General features: G+C 51.9%; 13 protein-coding genes. 7 read left to right on the top strand and 6 right to left on the bottom strand.

The window, feature by feature from the left end; all coding sequences use genetic code 11:
* Positions 1–45 precede the first annotated feature (45 nt).
* Entirely contained in the window at positions 46–3,309 is a 3,264-nt protein-coding gene (locus tag ACYVAD_RS03675; RefSeq protein WP_461138101.1) for a SusC/RagA family TonB-linked outer membrane protein, read from the bottom strand.
* Between the two features lie 299 nt (positions 3,310–3,608).
* On the opposite strand from ACYVAD_RS03675, the gene ACYVAD_RS03670 reads away from it, so the two are divergent.
* The 7 genes from ACYVAD_RS03670 to ACYVAD_RS03640 all read left to right on the top strand — a co-directional run bounded on the left by ACYVAD_RS03670 (position 3,609) and on the right by ACYVAD_RS03640 (position 12,516).
* Entirely contained in the window at positions 3,609–4,862 is a 1,254-nt protein-coding gene (locus ACYVAD_RS03670; protein ID WP_461138100.1) for an efflux RND transporter periplasmic adaptor subunit, read from the top strand.
* A complete protein-coding gene (locus ACYVAD_RS03665; protein WP_461138099.1) occupies positions 4,859–6,343 on the top strand; it encodes a TolC family protein in 1,485 nt (494 codons plus the stop codon). The genes ACYVAD_RS03670 and ACYVAD_RS03665 overlap by 4 nt, the downstream gene beginning before the upstream one ends.
* A gap of 130 nt (positions 6,344–6,473) precedes the next feature.
* The gene (locus tag ACYVAD_RS03660; protein ID WP_461138098.1) at positions 6,474–7,178 is read left to right on the top strand and encodes an ABC transporter ATP-binding protein; all 705 of its coding nucleotides are present in this window, start codon (positions 6,474–6,476) and stop codon (positions 7,176–7,178) included.
* A gap of 90 nt (positions 7,179–7,268) precedes the next feature.
* Complete coding sequence (locus ACYVAD_RS03655; RefSeq protein WP_461138097.1) at positions 7,269–8,522, top strand: ABC transporter permease; 1,254 nt, start codon at positions 7,269–7,271, stop codon at positions 8,520–8,522.
* A 157-nt stretch (positions 8,523–8,679) separates the two neighbouring features.
* Positions 8,680–9,834, top strand: coding sequence for an ABC transporter permease (locus ACYVAD_RS03650; RefSeq protein ID WP_461138096.1), 1,155 nt, complete (start codon positions 8,680–8,682; stop codon positions 9,832–9,834).
* 25 nt (positions 9,835–9,859) lie between these two features.
* Positions 9,860–11,230 carry a sigma-54-dependent transcriptional regulator gene (locus tag ACYVAD_RS03645; RefSeq protein WP_461138095.1) on the top strand — a complete coding sequence of 457 codons (1,371 nt, stop codon included), beginning with the start codon at positions 9,860–9,862 and terminating at the stop codon, positions 11,228–11,230.
* Positions 11,227–12,516: a sensor histidine kinase gene (locus ACYVAD_RS03640; RefSeq protein ID WP_461138094.1), complete on the top strand. Its 1,290-nt coding sequence runs from the start codon at positions 11,227–11,229 to the stop codon at positions 12,514–12,516. The genes ACYVAD_RS03645 and ACYVAD_RS03640 overlap by 4 nt, the downstream gene beginning before the upstream one ends.
* A 65-nt stretch (positions 12,517–12,581) precedes the next feature.
* Here ACYVAD_RS03640 and ruvA read toward each other — a convergent pair whose 3' ends face one another.
* The 5 genes from ruvA to ACYVAD_RS03615 all read right to left on the bottom strand — a co-directional run bounded on the left by ruvA (position 12,582) and on the right by ACYVAD_RS03615 (position 17,382).
* Positions 12,582–13,181 carry a Holliday junction branch migration protein RuvA gene (gene ruvA, locus ACYVAD_RS03635; RefSeq protein ID WP_461138093.1) on the bottom strand — a complete coding sequence of 200 codons (600 nt, stop codon included), beginning with the start codon at positions 13,179–13,181 and terminating at the stop codon, positions 12,582–12,584.
* Positions 13,182–13,288: 107 nt separating this feature from the next.
* Entirely contained in the window at positions 13,289–14,875 is a 1,587-nt protein-coding gene (locus ACYVAD_RS03630; protein WP_461138092.1) for a lytic transglycosylase domain-containing protein, read from the bottom strand.
* Positions 14,876–14,939: 64 nt separating this feature from the next.
* Entirely contained in the window at positions 14,940–16,373 is a 1,434-nt protein-coding gene (gene gatA, locus ACYVAD_RS03625; RefSeq protein ID WP_461138091.1) for an Asp-tRNA(Asn)/Glu-tRNA(Gln) amidotransferase subunit GatA, read from the bottom strand.
* Positions 16,374–16,531: 158 nt separating this feature from the next.
* Positions 16,532–16,738 carry a Sec-independent protein translocase subunit TatA/TatB gene (locus ACYVAD_RS03620; RefSeq protein WP_461138090.1) on the bottom strand — a complete coding sequence of 69 codons (207 nt, stop codon included), beginning with the start codon at positions 16,736–16,738 and terminating at the stop codon, positions 16,532–16,534.
* Positions 16,739–16,809: 71 nt separating this feature from the next.
* The gene (locus tag ACYVAD_RS03615) at positions 16,810–17,382 is read right to left on the bottom strand and encodes a YkvA family protein (protein ID WP_461138089.1); all 573 of its coding nucleotides are present in this window, start codon (positions 17,380–17,382) and stop codon (positions 16,810–16,812) included.
* Positions 17,383–17,625 lie beyond the last annotated feature (243 nt).

Below are 17,625 nucleotides of genomic sequence, written 5' to 3'. Positions count from 1 at the left end.
CGATACAGGCCTGTTAAGTTGAGCTACGTATCGTGTTTTGAGTCGTTAGAAAGAAGCCGTCAGTTGCAGTTGATACGTGCGTGGAATAGGAACGTTTCCGAAATCAATTCCCCGCAGTAAATCCGAGTTGCCGCCCGCGTTCGTTTCGGGATCAAAGCCGTTGTACTTATCCCATGAAATCAGGTTCCGGCCGATGGCCGATACGCGCAGGTTGCTCAGTCCTTTGACAAAGTTGGGGACCTGGTACGACAGCGATATTTCGCGGAGTTTTACGAACGAACCGTTATCGATCCGCCATTCCTCAATGGGATAGATAGAATAGATATACCCCCGTTGTAATTCACCTTTCATTTCTTTTTCCGCAAAGTCGCCAATTCCTACGCCTTGCCGGGTACGTTTGTCAGCATTGAACACATCGACGCCCTGCACAAAATCAACCAGGAAACGTAACGATACCGCTTTGTAGGTAAGGCCGCTACTGATCGAGCCGGTCCATTTGGGGTTTGGATTACCAATCACCTTGCGCAGCAGGGTACCCGTCGGCTGACCGCTGGCGTCACGCTGCGGAATGTAATAGGTACCGGCCAGTTGGTACGAGCCGGCCGGCAGGTTGTTGAGATTTACGCCGGCTTCGGTCAGAACCTGCTCTACAGGTTTCGTTGCTGTTGCTGTGTAGATCGCACCTTTTTCCTGCTGCGGCAGCCCCTGCGCTGTCAGCAGCAACGAGCCGTCGGCATTGCGAGCGTAGGCCGTACCGAAAAATACGCTGGCAGGCTGGCCCACAATCTGGAATACGGGGGCACCCGTTACGTTAGCTTGCTCAATACGGGGTGAGGTCAGGGCCAGAAGCTTGTTCCGGTTTTGGTTGTAGATGAACGTCAGGTCCCAGTTGAAATTTTTGGTGCGAACGGGAACCAGGTCGAGCATGATTTCAACGCCTTTATTCTCCATTTCGCCCACGTTTGTCACTAGTTCTGTGCCACCCGTCGATGCCGCCAGGGTGCGACGTACCGTTAAGTCGCGGATGCGCTGGCGATAGGCCGTAACGCTCAGATTGACTTTATCACCGAACAGTGACAGATCAGCACCGCCTTCCAGTTCGGTCATACGCTCGGGACGAACGGCTGGGTTTGACAGCGTTGAGCTGGGCAGGATCGTGTTCTTACCCAGGAAGGGAACCGGATTATACTGGTAGAACCGATCAGTGGGACCAATGGCCGTCAGACCACCTGCGTCGCCGTACGAGGCCCGTAATTTCAAACTGTTCCAGGTGCTGCTAATTCCCGAATTCTTCCAGAAACCCAGATCCGATACGACTACAGAGCCGCTCACTTTCGGGTACAGCTGGTTTGTTTCCGACGGGGAGAACAGCGTCGAGCGGTCCTGTCGCAGGGCGCCCGTCAGGAAGGCCAGGTTGCGGAAGCCCAGCGTCGCCTGTCCGAACACCCCGCTCAGGTTGTAGCGATTCAGACCGTAACCCGCCCGAACGGTCGTGCTGGCGGCACCACTTACCGTTTCGACGAAGGGGGCCAGGTTCTGACCATTCTGCTGGCTGAAATCCTGCTGGTTGTACTGGTAATTAAAACCAGCGATCACTTTCAGGTTCAGCGCCGAAGTCAGGTCACGCTGATACGTCGCGTTGATATCGGAGTTGAACTGTAATACCGAGTTCGTGGCCGTAGCGGCATAACCGTTGGGGTATCGTTCGAGTGGCAGACCAGCCGTAGCCTGGTAGGGATAGGGCCGGATGTAGCTATTGCCTAATTGCGAATAGGAATCCACCCCAACAACGGCGTCGACACTCAAACCCGGTAAGGGAGTTAGGTTAAGCTGTACGTCGTTGATGGTTCGGCTAACGGCCTGCGTAAACTTCATATCCTCGATGGTCGAGAGTGGGTTGACGCGGGTTGGTTCGACGGCCAGCAGGTTCCCGGCGGCATCGCGTTGAGTGATGTCGTAGATGTTGTTGGTGATGTTAACCGCGTTGATCGGGCTGTAGAATACGTTCCCGTTGGCTTTCTCATTAGAGAAGCTGTTGATGTAGCTCAGCCCTACCGAGAGCTTGGCCCAGTTCGTGAGCCGTTGATCGACACGAGCGCGGAGGTTGTAGCGCCGGAAATCGGTGCCTTTGATAATACCCTCGTTCTTAAGATAGCCAAACGATACGTAATACTGCGTGTTGTCGCGGCCACCCGACACCGATAGGTTGTTGTCAGTACCGATGCCCGTCCGGAAAATCTGGTCGAAATAGTTGTAACGGGTTACGTCAACCAGATTGGTGCGTATTGACCCGTAAGCACCATCCCGTAAAAGCCGAACGAACGTTTCACCGGGCTGGGGTGAGTAAGTAGTGAGCTGTTGATCGGTTAAGGCCGCAATGGGATGCAAACGTAGACTGGCGTAGCCAAACTGCTTGCCGTAAGTCGTGATCGGAACGCCTTTCCGAAGCTCATTGACATTGACACTCGTGGTTAGCGTAACGCGGGGAGCGCCTGTCTGTCCGCGTTTGGTCGTAATCAGGACAACCCCGTTGATGGCGCGTGACCCGTATTGCGCGGCCGCAGCCGCTCCGTTAATGACGTTAATCGTCGCAATATCATTCGGGTTGATGTCGGCCAGACGGTTGGTACCGGGATTAGCGCCCCCAATCTGATCGCCGACGGCCAGTTGCGATACGTTCTGGCTGGTGTTGCTCACAATAACACCGTCAACCACGTATAATGGATCGGATGGACCGCCCAGTGATTTGACACCCCGCAGCCGAACGGTGATTCCTCCCGCCGGGTCGCCGGAGTTTTGCGTGATTTGCGCACCTGGTACTTTTCCTTGTAGCGAGTTGAGCAGCCCGCCCGATCCCGACTGCACCAGGTTTTCGGCCCGGATGGTGTTGATGGTGTTGCCCAGCTCGCGCCGGGTTGTCTGGATGGTCGAGCCAACAACCACAACTTCGTCCAGGTTCGCGACATCCTCGCCCAGTGTCGCGTCGGTCGTGATTGTCTGGGCATTTGCCAGCGTAATCTCCTTTTTGACAGAACCGTAGCCGACTGCCGAGAAAGTAAGTACGTATTGGCCGGGACGCTGGGTTACGTTGACCTGATAAGCACCGTTCGCGTCCGACGCCGTGCCGTTGGTCGTGCCAGTTAGTTGAACCGTAACACCCGGCAATCCGGCACCTGTATTATCGGTCACCCGGCCTTTCAACGTGTAGGGGGGGCTTTGGGCAAGGGCATTTGACGAAGCAACGAGAGAGAGACAGAGCAACCAAACCAGGTAAAAATGCCGGCTGGCAACCAAGTAGAGATTGGTCATAAACGAAAGTTGACTAGATGAAAAATAGATAGAGAAAGGCGAAATATACACATAAATGATTGGCTCGGTAATGAGGGATATTTAGTTTTATTTCGTGTTATTGTCGAACTGAAAGCGAATAAACTGACGAATAAATGAGTTGCGCACTAGAAGCTTCACCGGTAATTGTGCGATTCCGCACACCTTTTGCGAAATCGCACCCGCTGCGACTACTAGTTTTATGTTAACTGATTGACTAGTAGTAAGTTGATCGTTGGTACGGCATTTGGCATATAGTAGGTAAACTACCTTACCTATCTATGGACCGCGAATTAGCCCCCGAACTTGTCACCCGAAAGCGCCGAAACGGCTGGCTTATTGGCCTAGCACTCGTGGGTGGGCTGGTTGCTATCGTTGCAGGGCTGCAATCGTTACTGAAAACGTCTGTCAACGCCGGTGAGATTAGAACCGCCGTTGCGCAGGTTGGCCCGGTTGAAAATACGCTGAATGCCACCGGTGAAGTCATCCCCGCCTTTGAACAGATCATCACCAGTCCTATCCGCGCCAGCATCAAGCGGGTGCTGCTCACGCCCGGTACCCGTGTTCGGCCGGGGCAACCCATCCTGGAGCTTGACAAATCATTCACGCAGATTGAATACGAGAAAATTCAGGATCAGCTCGCGCTGAAACAGAACGGTATTGATCAGCTCCGGATGAAGCTGAATAAGAATCTGTACGATGCCGATGTCAACGATCAGATCAAATCACTCAACATCAATAAACTAAAAGCCGAGCTGGAAGACGCCCGGCGGCTGCTGAAAGTAGGTGGTCAAACACCCGAAGACGTAACCCGCGCGGAGAATGCACTACGCATCGCCCAGTTGGAAAAAAAACAGCTCGAAAACGATCTGAGCTACAATCGAGAGTCGATGGGGGCAAGCCTGAAAGAATCGCAGATCCAGGCACAGATCGAAGCCACTAACCTGAAAGTATTGGCTCAAAAACTCCGACAGGCGGATATCCTGACCGATCGGGCAGGGGTGCTGACCTGGGTAAACGAACGTATCGGTTCGGCGGTGAACGAAGGGGAGATGCTGGCCCGCCTGGCCGATCTGGGTAGTTTCCGAATTGAGGCATCCTGTTCAGACGTGTACGCCGAACAGGTGAAAATGGGGCTGCCGGTCATTGTCAGAGTAAACGAGACGCCGTTACGGGGGCAGATTACCCAGATCAAACCTGCCGTGCAGAATGGCGTCGTTCAGTTTGCCGTATCACTGAATGACAACCGGCATGCGTCGTTACGTCCCAACCAGAAAGTCGAGGTGTTTATCGTGACGAAGCGCAGCAGCCAGGCGGTTCGGATAGCGAACGGGCCGGCCTTTAAAGGGAAACGGAAACAATCGGTGTGGGTCATGAGTGCACCTAATTTGGCGGTCCGGCGGGAAGTGGAGCTTGGCTTGTCGAACTTCGACTGGGTGGAGATTAAAAGCGGTGTCCAGGCGGGTGAGCGGGTAATCCTAACCGACCTGAGCCGGTATGAGTATCTGACCGAATTAACAATTTCGAACCAATGAACGAGCGAACGAGTGAAGTCGGAGCGCTAACGCGAAATGGTCTTGTTCTAATCGGGTGGGGGCTGGTTCTTTGGGTGAGCTTACTCTCTCCGGCATGGGCACAGCGGGTAACGCTGGACGAAGTGATTCAACTAGCCCGTGAGCAGTCGATCGCGGGGAAACAGGCGGCCACGCTGCGAAAAACGAGTTATTGGAAATACCGGTCGTTTCTGGCTGATTACAAACCGCAGCTGAGTCTGGACGGTGTCTTGCCGGGATTTACGCGGTCGTTCGTGGAGGTGGTGCAGCCCGACGGGACCATTGCGTTTCAACCCGTGTCGAACAACAATTCCCTGTTGAATCTATCGCTGAGTCAGAATATTCCGCTGACGGGAGGATCTGTCTACGCCCAGCAGCAGTTGCAGCGATTTGATAACTTCCTGAACAGAACGGTGCTCTACAACGGAATACCGTTTGCCATCGGGCTGAACCAGCCGCTGTTTCGGTACAACCAGATGAAGTGGGATCGTCGAATTGAGCCGTTGAAATACGCCGAAAGTAATCAGCAATACATCGAAGCTATGGAGCAGGTGGCGCTCGACGCTACGAGTCTGTATTTCGAACTGCTGGTGGCACAGGTGAACCTGCAGATTGCCGAAACGAACCGGGTTAACAATGATACCCTTTACAAAATAGCGGAGCATAAACTGGCGCTGGGAAAAGTGTCACGTAACGATCTGCTACAACTGCAACTTAGCGTGCTGAACGCGCAGAAAGATCTGGCATCGGCGCGTCAGACGGCCGAAGTGGCTTCGCTTAAGCTCCGGTCGTACCTGAATGCTCGCGAGAATCGATTGCTGGACTTAGTCGTTCCCGTGCAACTGAGCGATTTTCCGGTCGACATTAATCTGGCGCTGACACAGGCGTTTGCTAATCGATCCGCAGCCATTACGTTCCAGCGGAAACTGCTCGAAGCGGATAGTGAAGTTGACAAAGCCCGGAAAGAGAATGGCCTCAATGCTATGCTTAGCGCGGAGTTTGGCCTTTCCAATCGCGGTGCCCGGCCTACGGATGTGTACGTCCGGCCGCAGGATCGCGAGTTTGTAGAGATCAAATTTGCGCTACCCGTTATGAGTTGGGGACGCACCAAAGCCCGTACAGAAACCGCCCGCGCTAATCAGCAACTGGCCGTACAAACGGTGGAGCAGTCGAAACGGACGTTTGAACAGGAAATTTACACGCAGGTAACGCTCATTCAGATGCTCCGGCAGCAGGTGAAGCTTACCGCCGAAGCCGATCAGATCGCGCAGGCACGTTATCAGATTGCCCAGGACCGCTTTAAACTTAGTGACTTGAGCGTAACGGATCTGGGAATCGCCACTCAGGACAAAGACCGCGCCCGACGTGATGCTATCCTGGCTCTGCGCGATTACTGGCAAGCGTTTTACACACTACGTTTACTGACCTTGTATGATTTTGAAATCAATGAAAAGATTAAATAAAGGGGGAAGGGGGAGAGAAGGAAAGAGGGAATGGATTGCTTGCGCATAGGCCTAATCCTGATTCATTGATCTGCTTCCCTTATTTCCTCTCCTCCATCCCCCTCTCCTCCCTTTACTCCTTTATAAAGCCATGATCCAATTAACGAACATCGAAAAAGTGTACCGTACCAGCACCATCGAGACGCTGGCGCTGATCAATGTCAACCTGCACGTAAAAGCGGGTGAATTCCTGTCCATCATGGGTCCAAGTGGTTGTGGTAAATCCACACTCATGAACCTGATGGGCTTACTGGACGCCCCTAGCAAAGGCAGCGTAGTCATTGGCGGACATGCTGTGACGCAGTATCGCGATAAAGAGCTGGCTCATTTGCGAAACCAGAAGATCGGCTTCATCTTCCAGAGCTTTCACCTGATCAACGATCTGTCTGTTCTGGACAACGTAGAGATACCACTGCTCTACCGCAAGGGTGACGCAACCGGGGCGTCGCGCCGGGAACTGGCCCGCGAAGCGCTGGAGCGCGTTGGGCTCAGTAACCGGATGAAACACTTCCCGAACCAGTTATCGGGCGGGCAGAAGCAACGCGTGGCCATTGCCCGGGCCATTGTTGGACGACCTGAAATCATCCTGGCCGATGAACCAACGGGGAACCTGGATAGCGCAATGGGTAACGAAATTATGAATATTCTCCAGCAACTCAACGCTGATGGGAGTACGATCGTGATGGTAACCCACGACGAATCCATGGCTAAGAAAACCCACCGGCTCGTCCGGCTTTTCGACGGAACGATGGTAGGGGACTCGGTATTAACGGTGGGCAAAGGGATTGGGGCGTAGGGAAGAGGGACGGGTGAAAAGCTACTCCCTTTCACTCATATTCCAAATCCTTTCTCCATCCTCCCTTTCCTCCTTTCTCCCTTAAAGACTATGCTTATCAACTATATAAAAATTGCCTGGAAGGTATTGCTACGGCATCCGTTCTATACCTTCATTACGCTCTTCGGCATCAGTCTGACGTTGACGGTGCTGATGGTGCTGACCTCATTCATTGATCATCTGTTCGGAACGCATTATCCGGAAAGTCGTCGCGACAGGTCGCTATACTTACAATTTATGGTCCAGCTCGATTCAAGTGGTACTGGTCGAAGCCAGGGGCCAATGAGCTACAAGTTCCTAAATGAGCAGGTCCGAACGCTCACCCTGCCCGAGCGGGTAACGATCAATTCGTTTGCGTTGGGCAGTAGTACCGACATCTATGCGGGCTCACAAAAGATCAAGGTAACACCTAAATACACCGATGCGGAATTCTGGCAGGTAATGGACTTTGCTTTTCTGGAGGGGAAACCATATGACGAACAAATGATCCGTAACGGGGACCCGGTCGTCGTCATTACCGATAAGATCAGAGACTACTACTTTGGCAAAACGAGTGAATCCGTCGTTGGTAAAACCATTGATGTAGAAAATGTCCGTTATCGCGTGATTGGGGTTGTGCAGGGCGTTCCGGTCACCCGTACCTACAGCTACGGCGATCTGTATCTTCCTTATACCAATCCCAAAAGCAACTATCAGAATACAGGCTCTCGGGGGACTTTCACGGCTGTGGTACTGGCTAAAAACGCAGCTGATCGAAAAGCAATTCAGGAAGAGTTTCAGAGCCGCATCGACCGCATACCCTTACCGGGCGTTGAGAACGGATTTAAGTTTTGGAAAGTCGAGGTAAAGATGCTGCCTTATACGGAATCCTGGCTTGATCAACTCCTGAATAATGGACCTGGCATTCGAACGCTGTTCTATAGTGTACTTGGGTTTATCATCTTTATGCTGCTGGGGCTCCCGGCCCTGAATCTGGTCAACCTGAACGTCAGTCGTATCCTCGAACGGGCATCCGAAATCGGTGTCAGAAAAGCGTTCGGGGCGCCCGTCAGTACATTACTCTGGCAGTTCATTGTCGAAAATGTTTTCATTACGTTGATTGGTGGCGTTATCGCCTTGATTCTGAGTATTGGTATCATCTACCTGATCAACCAGAGCGGCTGGATTGCCTACGCCGATCTGACCATTAATCTCAATGTGCTCGCTATCAGCTTACTGGTCTGCCTTCTGTTTGGCTTTTTGTCGGGCGTATTACCCGCCTTCCGTATGGCCAAACTCAACATAGTCACGGCACTAAAATCTTAAAGAGCGAAAGACAGAAAGAGTGAAAGAGCGATAGTTCTGACGGTAATCAATTGATCACCCGTCAATATTTGTGCATATATACTTTCGCTCAGTGCTGATTCGCCGGTTTCACTTTTTTAATCACTCTTTCGCTCATTCACACTTTCACTCTTTAATTATGTTCCGTCATCTTACCCGGCTTATGTGGAACCAGAAGGGAGCCCATACGCTACTAATCATTGAAATTCTGGCGTCGTTCCTGGTCTTGTTTGGATTGGCGTCGCTGATTATTTTCAACGTTAAAAATTACGTTGAACCACTGGGTTTTTCATACGAACAGGTTTGGGCTGTGAGCCTGAATAACAACCAGGATACAACCGAGGTCCCCCGGAAACTGGAGACAATCATGCAGCGGCTCCGATCGTATCCCGACGTTGAATCCGTTTCACGAATGAGCAGCAACTTTCCGTTTTCTTCCTCCCAGATGAATAGTGGTATAACGCGTGGAAAGACTACTGTTATGGCCGATTTGTATAATACGGATGAAGCCCTTGCAAAGACTCTGGACATTACCGTGACGGACGGGCGATGGTACCGGGCGGCCGATAGCGTCGGAAAATTTCGCCCTGTCGTAATCAATCAGCGCGCGCGCGAAGTTCTTTTTGGTGATGAGAATCCATTGGGCAAGAAGATCGATGATGATAAAAAGGTAATTGGTGTGGTTGGCAACTTCAAAGCGAAAGGAGAGTTTACGTCAAACAAACCCGCCATGTTTAATCTGATCAAAGCGGATAACTACTGGGATAATCTTATTCTGGTGAAGGTGAAACCAGGGACGGACGCTGTCTTTGAGGCTCGGCTGGTGAGAGATATTACGTTGGCCGCGAAGGGGTGGAGTGTGGAAGTGGATTACCTGGTGAATTCACGCCAGAATCAGCACAACTTTACGCTGGTCCCTATCATTATTGCCGGTATCGTCTGCGGTTTTCTGCTCATCAACGTAGCGCTGGGGTTGTTCGGCGTTTTGAACGTCAGTATTGCCAAACGTCGGGGAGAAATTGGTCTTCGCCGGGCGTTAGGAGCCACCGAAGGCGGAATTTCCTGGCAGTTCGTGGGTGAAATCTGGGTGCTGGCTACCTTTGCCTTACTGGTTGGGCTGCTACTGGCTGGTCAGTTTCCGCTGTTAAAGGTCTTTGATCTTGATCCAGCAGTTTATTTGACCGCCATGTTAGTCGCAACGCTTATCGTTTATCTGCTCGTCAGCTTATGCGCACTTTATCCCAGTCGTCAGGCCGCAACGGTTCAACCTGCCGTCGCACTGCATGAGGAGTGAGTAGTTAACTTTTTTCCAACACTCCATGCTCCTTGTTATTGACGACGACATCGCGGTTCAAACCTCACTTTCCCTGCTGTTTAAGCGGGAGGGGTTTGCTGTGCGCGTTGCGGATGGTCCTTTTGAAACGCGCGAAATACTCGACCAGGAAACGCCGGAGGTTATTCTTCTGGATATGAACTTCTCCATCGATACGTCCGGCGATGATGGACTGCGGCTGTTACGCCAACTGCGGGAACGGCTACCCGACGTACCGGTTATCCTGATTACGGGCTGGGGCAGCATCGAACTGGCGGTGGAAGGCATGAAAGCCGGCGCGAAGGATTTTATTACCAAACCCTGGCAGAATGATTACCTCGTCCAGGCGGTTCGGACAGCGCTGAAACTGGCTCAGCCTGCAACCGCATCGGTAGGACGCCGGAAGCTGGATGAGCAGTTTCACTTCGAGAATATCGTGGGCGAAGACCCGCAGTTACTCGATGTGCTCACCACCATTGGCCGCGTAGCACCAACCGACGCGCCGGTACTGATTACGGGAGAAAGCGGAACGGGTAAGGAACTCATTGCGGAAGCCATTCACCAGAATAGCCGGCGCAGCCGACAGCCGTTTGTGAAGGTCAACCTGGGCGGTATCTCGGCGACGCTGTTTGAGAGTGAACTGTTTGGGCACGTACGGGGGGCGTTTACGGACGCAAAAGCCGACCGGATCGGGCGATTTGAGCTGGCTAACAAAGGCAGCATTTTTCTGGACGAAATTGGTGATCTGGACCCGGCCAGTCAGGTGAAATTGTTACGGGTGTTGCAGGACCGAACGTTTGAGCTGCTGGGCAGCAGCAAGAGTAAAACGGCGGACGTACGGGTTATCTGCGCGACCAATCGGAATCTGGAGGAGATGGTCATGAAGGGAGAATTCCGGGAGGATCTGTTCTACCGGATCAACCTCATTACGGTACGGTTGCCTGCGTTACGGGAACGCCCCGGCGATATTTCCCAGCTAGTGGATTATTTTATCCGGAACCTGAAAACGTTATACGTTCGTCCGGATTTGCGCGTCGATAAACAGGCCACCCAGTGGCTCCGGACCCTGACATTACCGGGTAACATCCGGCAGCTTAAAAACCTGGTCGAACGGGCCGTTCTGCTGTCGGCCAGCGATACGCTGACCGTCGCTGATTTTGAACGCCACTTAAGCCAGAACCCCACTCACAAGGCCACCGGCTCATTGCCACCCGTTGGTACTATGACACTGGAAGAGATGGAGTATCAAATGATTACGCGAGCGATGACTTTTTATAACAATCGCGTGGTAACCGTGGCACGCGCCCTGGGTATTACACGATTCGCGCTGTACCGGCGGCTGGAAAAATTTGGTATTCCCTACACCGCCGACGAATGAAACTCCCGCTACGTATCAGCTACCTGATTTATATCATCGCCGTCCATCTCGTGCTGGTGATGCTCACGTGGCTGGTATTGCTGGAAAAAAAGGTATGGTTTATTGTTTCAGAGCTACTGATTCTGACCTCTGTCTATTTGGCAATTCGGATTTACCAGGCGTTCCGTGAGCCGTCGGAGTTTATTGAGTCAGGCATTGAAGCGATCAAAGACCAGGATTTTACGGTCAAATTCGTGCCGACTGGTAATTACGAAGTCGATACGCTGATCAACGTGTACAACATAATGATTGATCAGCTGCGGCAAGAGCGTACTAAACAGGTTGAGCAGCGTTTTTTTCTTGATAAACTCATCGAAGCCGTACCCATCGCTATCCTGATCTTTGATTATGACGAACGGATCGCTGATGCAAATCCGAAAGCGTTGCAACTCCTTCAGCACCCCCTCGATTCGCTGCTTACCAGAACATTAACGGAGGTGAATCATCCGCTGCTTAGTTCACTCAATGGTAATAACTTGCCCGTTGGCGAAACGCGTACGGTGAAAACGAACGGGATGGAAACATACCGCCTGCTGCGGGGGCAGTTTATGGACCGGGGATTTATCCGGAAGTTTCTGCTGATCGAAGAGCTAACAGCCGAAATCGTCGAAACGGAGAAGAAGGCGTATGGGAAAGTGATCCGGATGATGGCCCACGAAGTGAATAATTCCATTGGCGCTATCAACTCGATCCTGACGATCACAGAATCCGAAGTTGACGAACCAGACTTAAAACGGGCGGTAGGGGTAGCCATTGACCGAAACGATCGGCTGAATCAGTTCATGCGCCGGTTCGCTGATGTCGTCCGGCTGCCAACGCCTAATGTATCATCCGTCAACGTTGCTGATTTAGCGCAGAACGTTGTACAGCTTATGCGCCCGCAAGCCGAAGCAAAGGGTGTTACGGTAACGTTTGTACCAGCTGAGAATGTTATGGTTATGCTGGATGCGGGCCAGCTAGAACAGGTGCTGGTGAACGTAATAAAGAATGCGCTGGAGGCCTGCGAACCGGGTCAGTCGGTTGTTGTTCAGGTTTCCGATCAACAACTCAGCGTTCGTAATAATGGGCATCCCATTCCAGCTGCGAGTGCAGAACAGTTATTCAATCCATTCTACAGCAACAAGCCAACCGGACAGGGCATCGGGCTGACGTTGACCCGGGAAATTCTACTGAATCACGGTTTTACGTTCTCCCTCCAGACCGAAGCCGACGGCTGGACGGTGTTCCGCGTGAATTTTCGTACGTAAACATATTGAAAAAGTTTGCCCGCCATCGGGTGGATATTCGTGCCAGCCCGATGGCGGGCAGACGACTAGGCTGCTCCGCGTAATACCTGCCGGATAACTTCCTCAACGCCAAGAGCAGGGTCGGCTTTGAGCGCATCGTCCACACTTTTCTCCGCTGTCGGTTTTGGAAAACCCAGTGCCATAAGTGCAGCCAGTGATTCCTCCCGAACTGGATTGGCTGCTGGTTGCTGGCGGTACGTTGGCCCATCGGGAACGACACCCGCTTTCTTCATCTTATCGCGCAGTTCGAGAATGATACGCTGAGCCGTTTTCGCGCCAATACCCTTGATTGCCTGAACGGCCCGGACGTTTTCACCCAGAATGGCCAGTCGCAAGTCGCCGGGCTGCATAGCCGAGAGCATACCCAGGGCTGTGTTGGGACCAACGCCTGACACAGCGATTAAGTCCAGGAAAAGAGACTTCTCATCTGCCGACGCAAAGCCATACAGGGTTTGTGAGTCTTCGCGGAAGAGGTGATGAATAAACAATTTTACCCGATCGCCCCCGCCGGGTAGCGTCGAGTAAGTTTGTAATGATATATGAACCAGATAGCCAACGCCGTGAACGTCAATGATAACCTGCGTGGCTTCTTTATACGAGAGTATTCCGTCTAGGTAAGCAATCATTTATGCTTTAAATCCTCTGATTTAGAGTTGATTATGATAGGTAAATATACGAAAAATCCACGACTTGTTCAACCAGTAAGCCGTGGATTTTCCCCTTGTTAAATGAATCAGCCAACCTGTAATTTCTGTCCTGGTCGGAGTTGATTTGTATGCATGTGATTCATCTTTTTCAGCCGTTCGATGGTGAGACCATCATACCGCTGCACGATGTTCCAGAGCGTATCGCCACTTTGTACTTTATGATAACGTGGTTTATACCGTTTGGTTTTAGCGACTACTTCGGCCTTTTTCTGGGCTTTGGCGGTACCTTGGTCAGCTAACCGTTCGGTTGCTGTCTCGGCCACTTCTCTCAGGATCGTCAGCTTTTGGCCCTGCCGCAGCGCGTTGGACCGCAAGTGATTCCAACGTTTGAGATCATACAGGTCAACATGGTGCCGATCGGCAATAGCGGTCAGGTTGTCTCCCCGGCGCACCGTATAGGTTTGCTTGGTGGGCTTACGGGTAACCACCACTTCGGTAGGTTCCTCATCCGATTCTGCCTCCGCTGCCTGCATGGCCAGCTGGTCCGTAACCTGAGTCGGGGTATCGGTCATGTTAATGCGTGCCAGTGGATTGCTACTCAAATCGGCCCATTCAGTACCCGCATTAGGAGCTATTGGCAGACTTTCAACGCTGGCCAGCAAAATATGCGGCATTGCCACAGGCAGCCGGCTGGATGAATCCATGATTGCGCGTCGGCGACTGTTGAAATACGCGTATTGCTGACGAGGAACCCGTAATGGATAGCGTTGCGTCGATTCCGGTAAAATCGTTGTGGTGATCGCCGGATTCATCTTTTGCAAGTCGGCCAGTGGCATGGTACTGTGTCTGGCAAACGACTCCAGATTGAAATAACCCGTTACGTGAATCGTGTCGCTTGGGATGGGAGCGTCGAAGTTCTCGCCAAAAATACCGTGATCCTTTGCGTGATTCATCATGTACGTAAACGCCACAAACTGGGGCACGTAACCACGGGTTTCTTTCGGTAGCGCATCGTAAATCGTGTAGAACGAGTCTCCTCCTGACCGGCGCATAGCCCGCTTGACGGCACCTGGCCCGCAGTTGTAAGCGGCCATCGCCAGCTCCCAGTCGCCAAAGATGTTATACAGATCGCGCAGGTATTTGCAGGCTGCTACGGTCGCTTTAACCGGGTCCATTCGCTCGTCGACGAACTCATCCTGATACAGTTTCAAGTCGCGTCCAGTGCCCGGCATAATCTGCCAGAGACCACCAGCACCCGCATGGGAAATCGCCCGCGGATTTAACGCCGACTCCACAATGGACAGATACTTCAGTTCATCGGGGAGTTCGTATTCGGCGAGTACGCGCTCGTACAGCGGGAAGAAAAGCGGCATTCGTTCGAGCATGGTTTTGGTCGTGCTCGCTTTGCGGAACGTAAAGTAATCGACGTAAGCCTGAACGGCTTTGTGGTAATTGAGCGGAATCGTTTTCTGCAATTTGGTCAACCGTTCTTTCAACACACTGTCTGGAACGGTGGGGACTACCGCCACGGTGTCTTTTTTGACGATGGTGGTGTCCTGTTCGGATTGCCAGGCGGGTCTTGTCCCAACGTGGGCCGCCTGAACCAGGTAGGGTAGACTTAGTGCCGTACTCAACAGAGCTGCCAGCAGCAGGCAGCGGTTCAGATACTTCATGTCGTTTTACTTAACTAGGTTCATATTACGTTACGCATCAATTTCGGGTGCCAATGGCCACTGGCTACAGCGTTTTCGCGAACGCGACCAACGCAGCTTCGGCGAATGGGGGGGCCATCAACTGCAGGCCAATGGGCAATCCGTTCGCGTCGGTGCCGTTCGGGACCGAAATGGCTGGATAACCGACTACGTTAGCCTGTACCGTGAAAATATCGGCCAGATACATCTGCAGCGGGTCGGCTGCGTCGGATTTCTCACCGATCTTAAAAGCCGGACTCGGCGTGGTTGGAGAGAGCAGGAAATCGTACTGGGCAAACACGCGCTCGGTTTCCTCGCGGATTAACCGGCGTACTTGCTGCGCTTTTGTGTAATAAGCATCGTAATAGCTTGCGCTGAGCACAAACGTACCGAGCAGAATCCGCTTTCTCACTTCTTTCCCAAACCCCTCTGTCCGGCTGTTTTTGTACAACGACAAAAGTGCATTGGCTGATGTGTTGGGGGGCGTCTGACTGCGATAACCGTACCGAACACCGTCGAAGCGCGATAGATTCGACGAAGCCTCCGCGGTGGTCAGGATGTAATACGTTGGGAGCAGGTATTGGAGCAGCGACAACTCGATCGGTTCAACTGTATGGCCGGCCGCCCGAAGCCCGTCAATTTTTTGTTGGGTGACTTCTCGGGTTGTTGCATCAACTCCCGGACTATCGACGCCATCCCGCAGGTAAGCAACTCGCAGCGGGCGATCAGGAAGTTGCGCTTGCGAGTAAGGTGCAACGGGTTGGCTGGATACGGTACTGTCAAATTCGTCTGGCCCCGCCATTACTTCCAGTAGGAGAGCTACGTCGTCTACGGTATTGGCAATTGGCCCGATGCAATCAAACGAAGAGGCATAAGCGATCAGACCCCAGCGACTGATGCGCCCGTAAGTCGGTTTTAGGCCAACTACTCCGCAGAAAGCCGCTGGCTGACGGACAGAACCACCCGTGTCGGAGCCGATGCTGGCCAGACACAGGCCCGCCTGAACGGCTACCGCCGATCCGCCCGATGAGCCACCTGATACCCGGTCTGCGTCGACGGTATTACGTACGGGACCGAAGGCTGAGTTCTCGTTCGAGGAACCCATGGCAAACTCGTCACAGTTCTGGCGTCCAATAATGATGGCGTCTTCGTCCAGCAGTCGCTGCACGGCTGTGGCCGTAAACTGCGCGGTGAACGTATCAAGCATCTTGCTGGCCGCCCGGACACTATGCCCCGTGTAACTCAGTACGTCTTTGATGCCGATGACCATACCGGCCAGTCGACCTGCGGTACCAGCCTGTAGTTTCTGATCAACGAGCTGAGCCTGTAGCCGGGCTTCATCCGCATACACCTCAACGAATGCGTTCAAATGTAACTGCTCGTCGATGCGGATCAAGTAGTCATCGACCAGTTGGCGGCAGGTAATACGTCCAGTCGAGAGATCAGCCTGAACGCTGGAAAAGCTTCGGTAAAAAGTCAAAATAGAGGAAGGAGTAAAAGCTTGTCTGGATTTGCAGCGACAACAGCCGAGCCAATAAGCTGAGCTTGGATATACGCTTACCACTGGATACAAGCGAAAACAAACAATCGAGTGGCCCCTGGTTGAGACCACTCGATTGTTTGTTTATACTACAATAATTATTTCGTTTCCGACTCTTTCAGGCTATCCTCGATGTTGTCACGAACGTCTTTCGTGGCGTCTTTAAACTCGCGGATACCTTTACCGAGGCCCCGTGCCAGTTCGGGAATCTTCTTCGCGCCGAACAACAGGAGCAACGCCAAGAAGATTAAAATCATCTCCTGACTGCCCAAACCCATAATTAAAAAAATGCTTGATGAAATCATGTTTTTTGGGATTTGAATATGTGCAAATATAAATAACTCTTTTTGGATAATCTACTAGCTACCAGGGAAAGTTAGCCGATTTTAATCGTCTTCAAATTGGCATTTTGGGCCGTAACGTTCGCCGTTTCCCACTCACTGAATTTATCCAGATCATCTTTCAGGCCACTAAAGAGCCAGAGCATCAGCGCAATGTCGTCCGTGAAGCCAACAATCGGCAAAAAGTCAGGCAGAATGTCGATTGGCGATACGAAATAGATCAGCACCGCAATGATTCGAATCAGCGTTTTCCAGGGAATTTGTCGGTATTCGCCGGATGCGTACGCTTTCAGCAGACGGGTCACGACTGACAACTGATCTTTAAAGGCTGAAATATTCTTGCCAGACAGACCACCGCTTTTATTGATCGCTTCACTGATCAGGCCAAACAGGCTCTTGGCATTGCGCGCATAGCGTACGGCGCCAATATTGGCCCGCTTAAAGAAAATCGAGGTTAGAATTCGGGTAATCAGACTCTTGTTCGCCATTGGATTGGGGGATCGTAATATTTCGTCAACCTTCGTCGGCAACTCCTGAGTAGTAACGTAAAAGGTCTCCGAATAATCCATAAACTGATCTACTGATAAGAAGTTTAATCCGCCATTCATGAGCCCCATCCCAAAGAGACAGTTCGCTACATAGTAACACCTGATGACAAGATACTATACGCAATTTGGGGGGGATCGGATTCGTGGTATCTACTATTCTTATTATGGGTACATGTTGTTACTGTTTTTGTATTTATCATACTTATATAAATATCTGACTATAAGTATTTTAAGTAGTTTTTTTGGAGTCACATACCATTAGGTAAATACTGGGGTACATATGCTAATAATGATGACTAATAG

This window comes from Spirosoma pomorum (assembly GCF_054776615.1).
The sequence above is the reverse complement of the archived record's forward strand: the minus strand, read 5'-3'. Positions and strand labels throughout refer to the sequence as shown.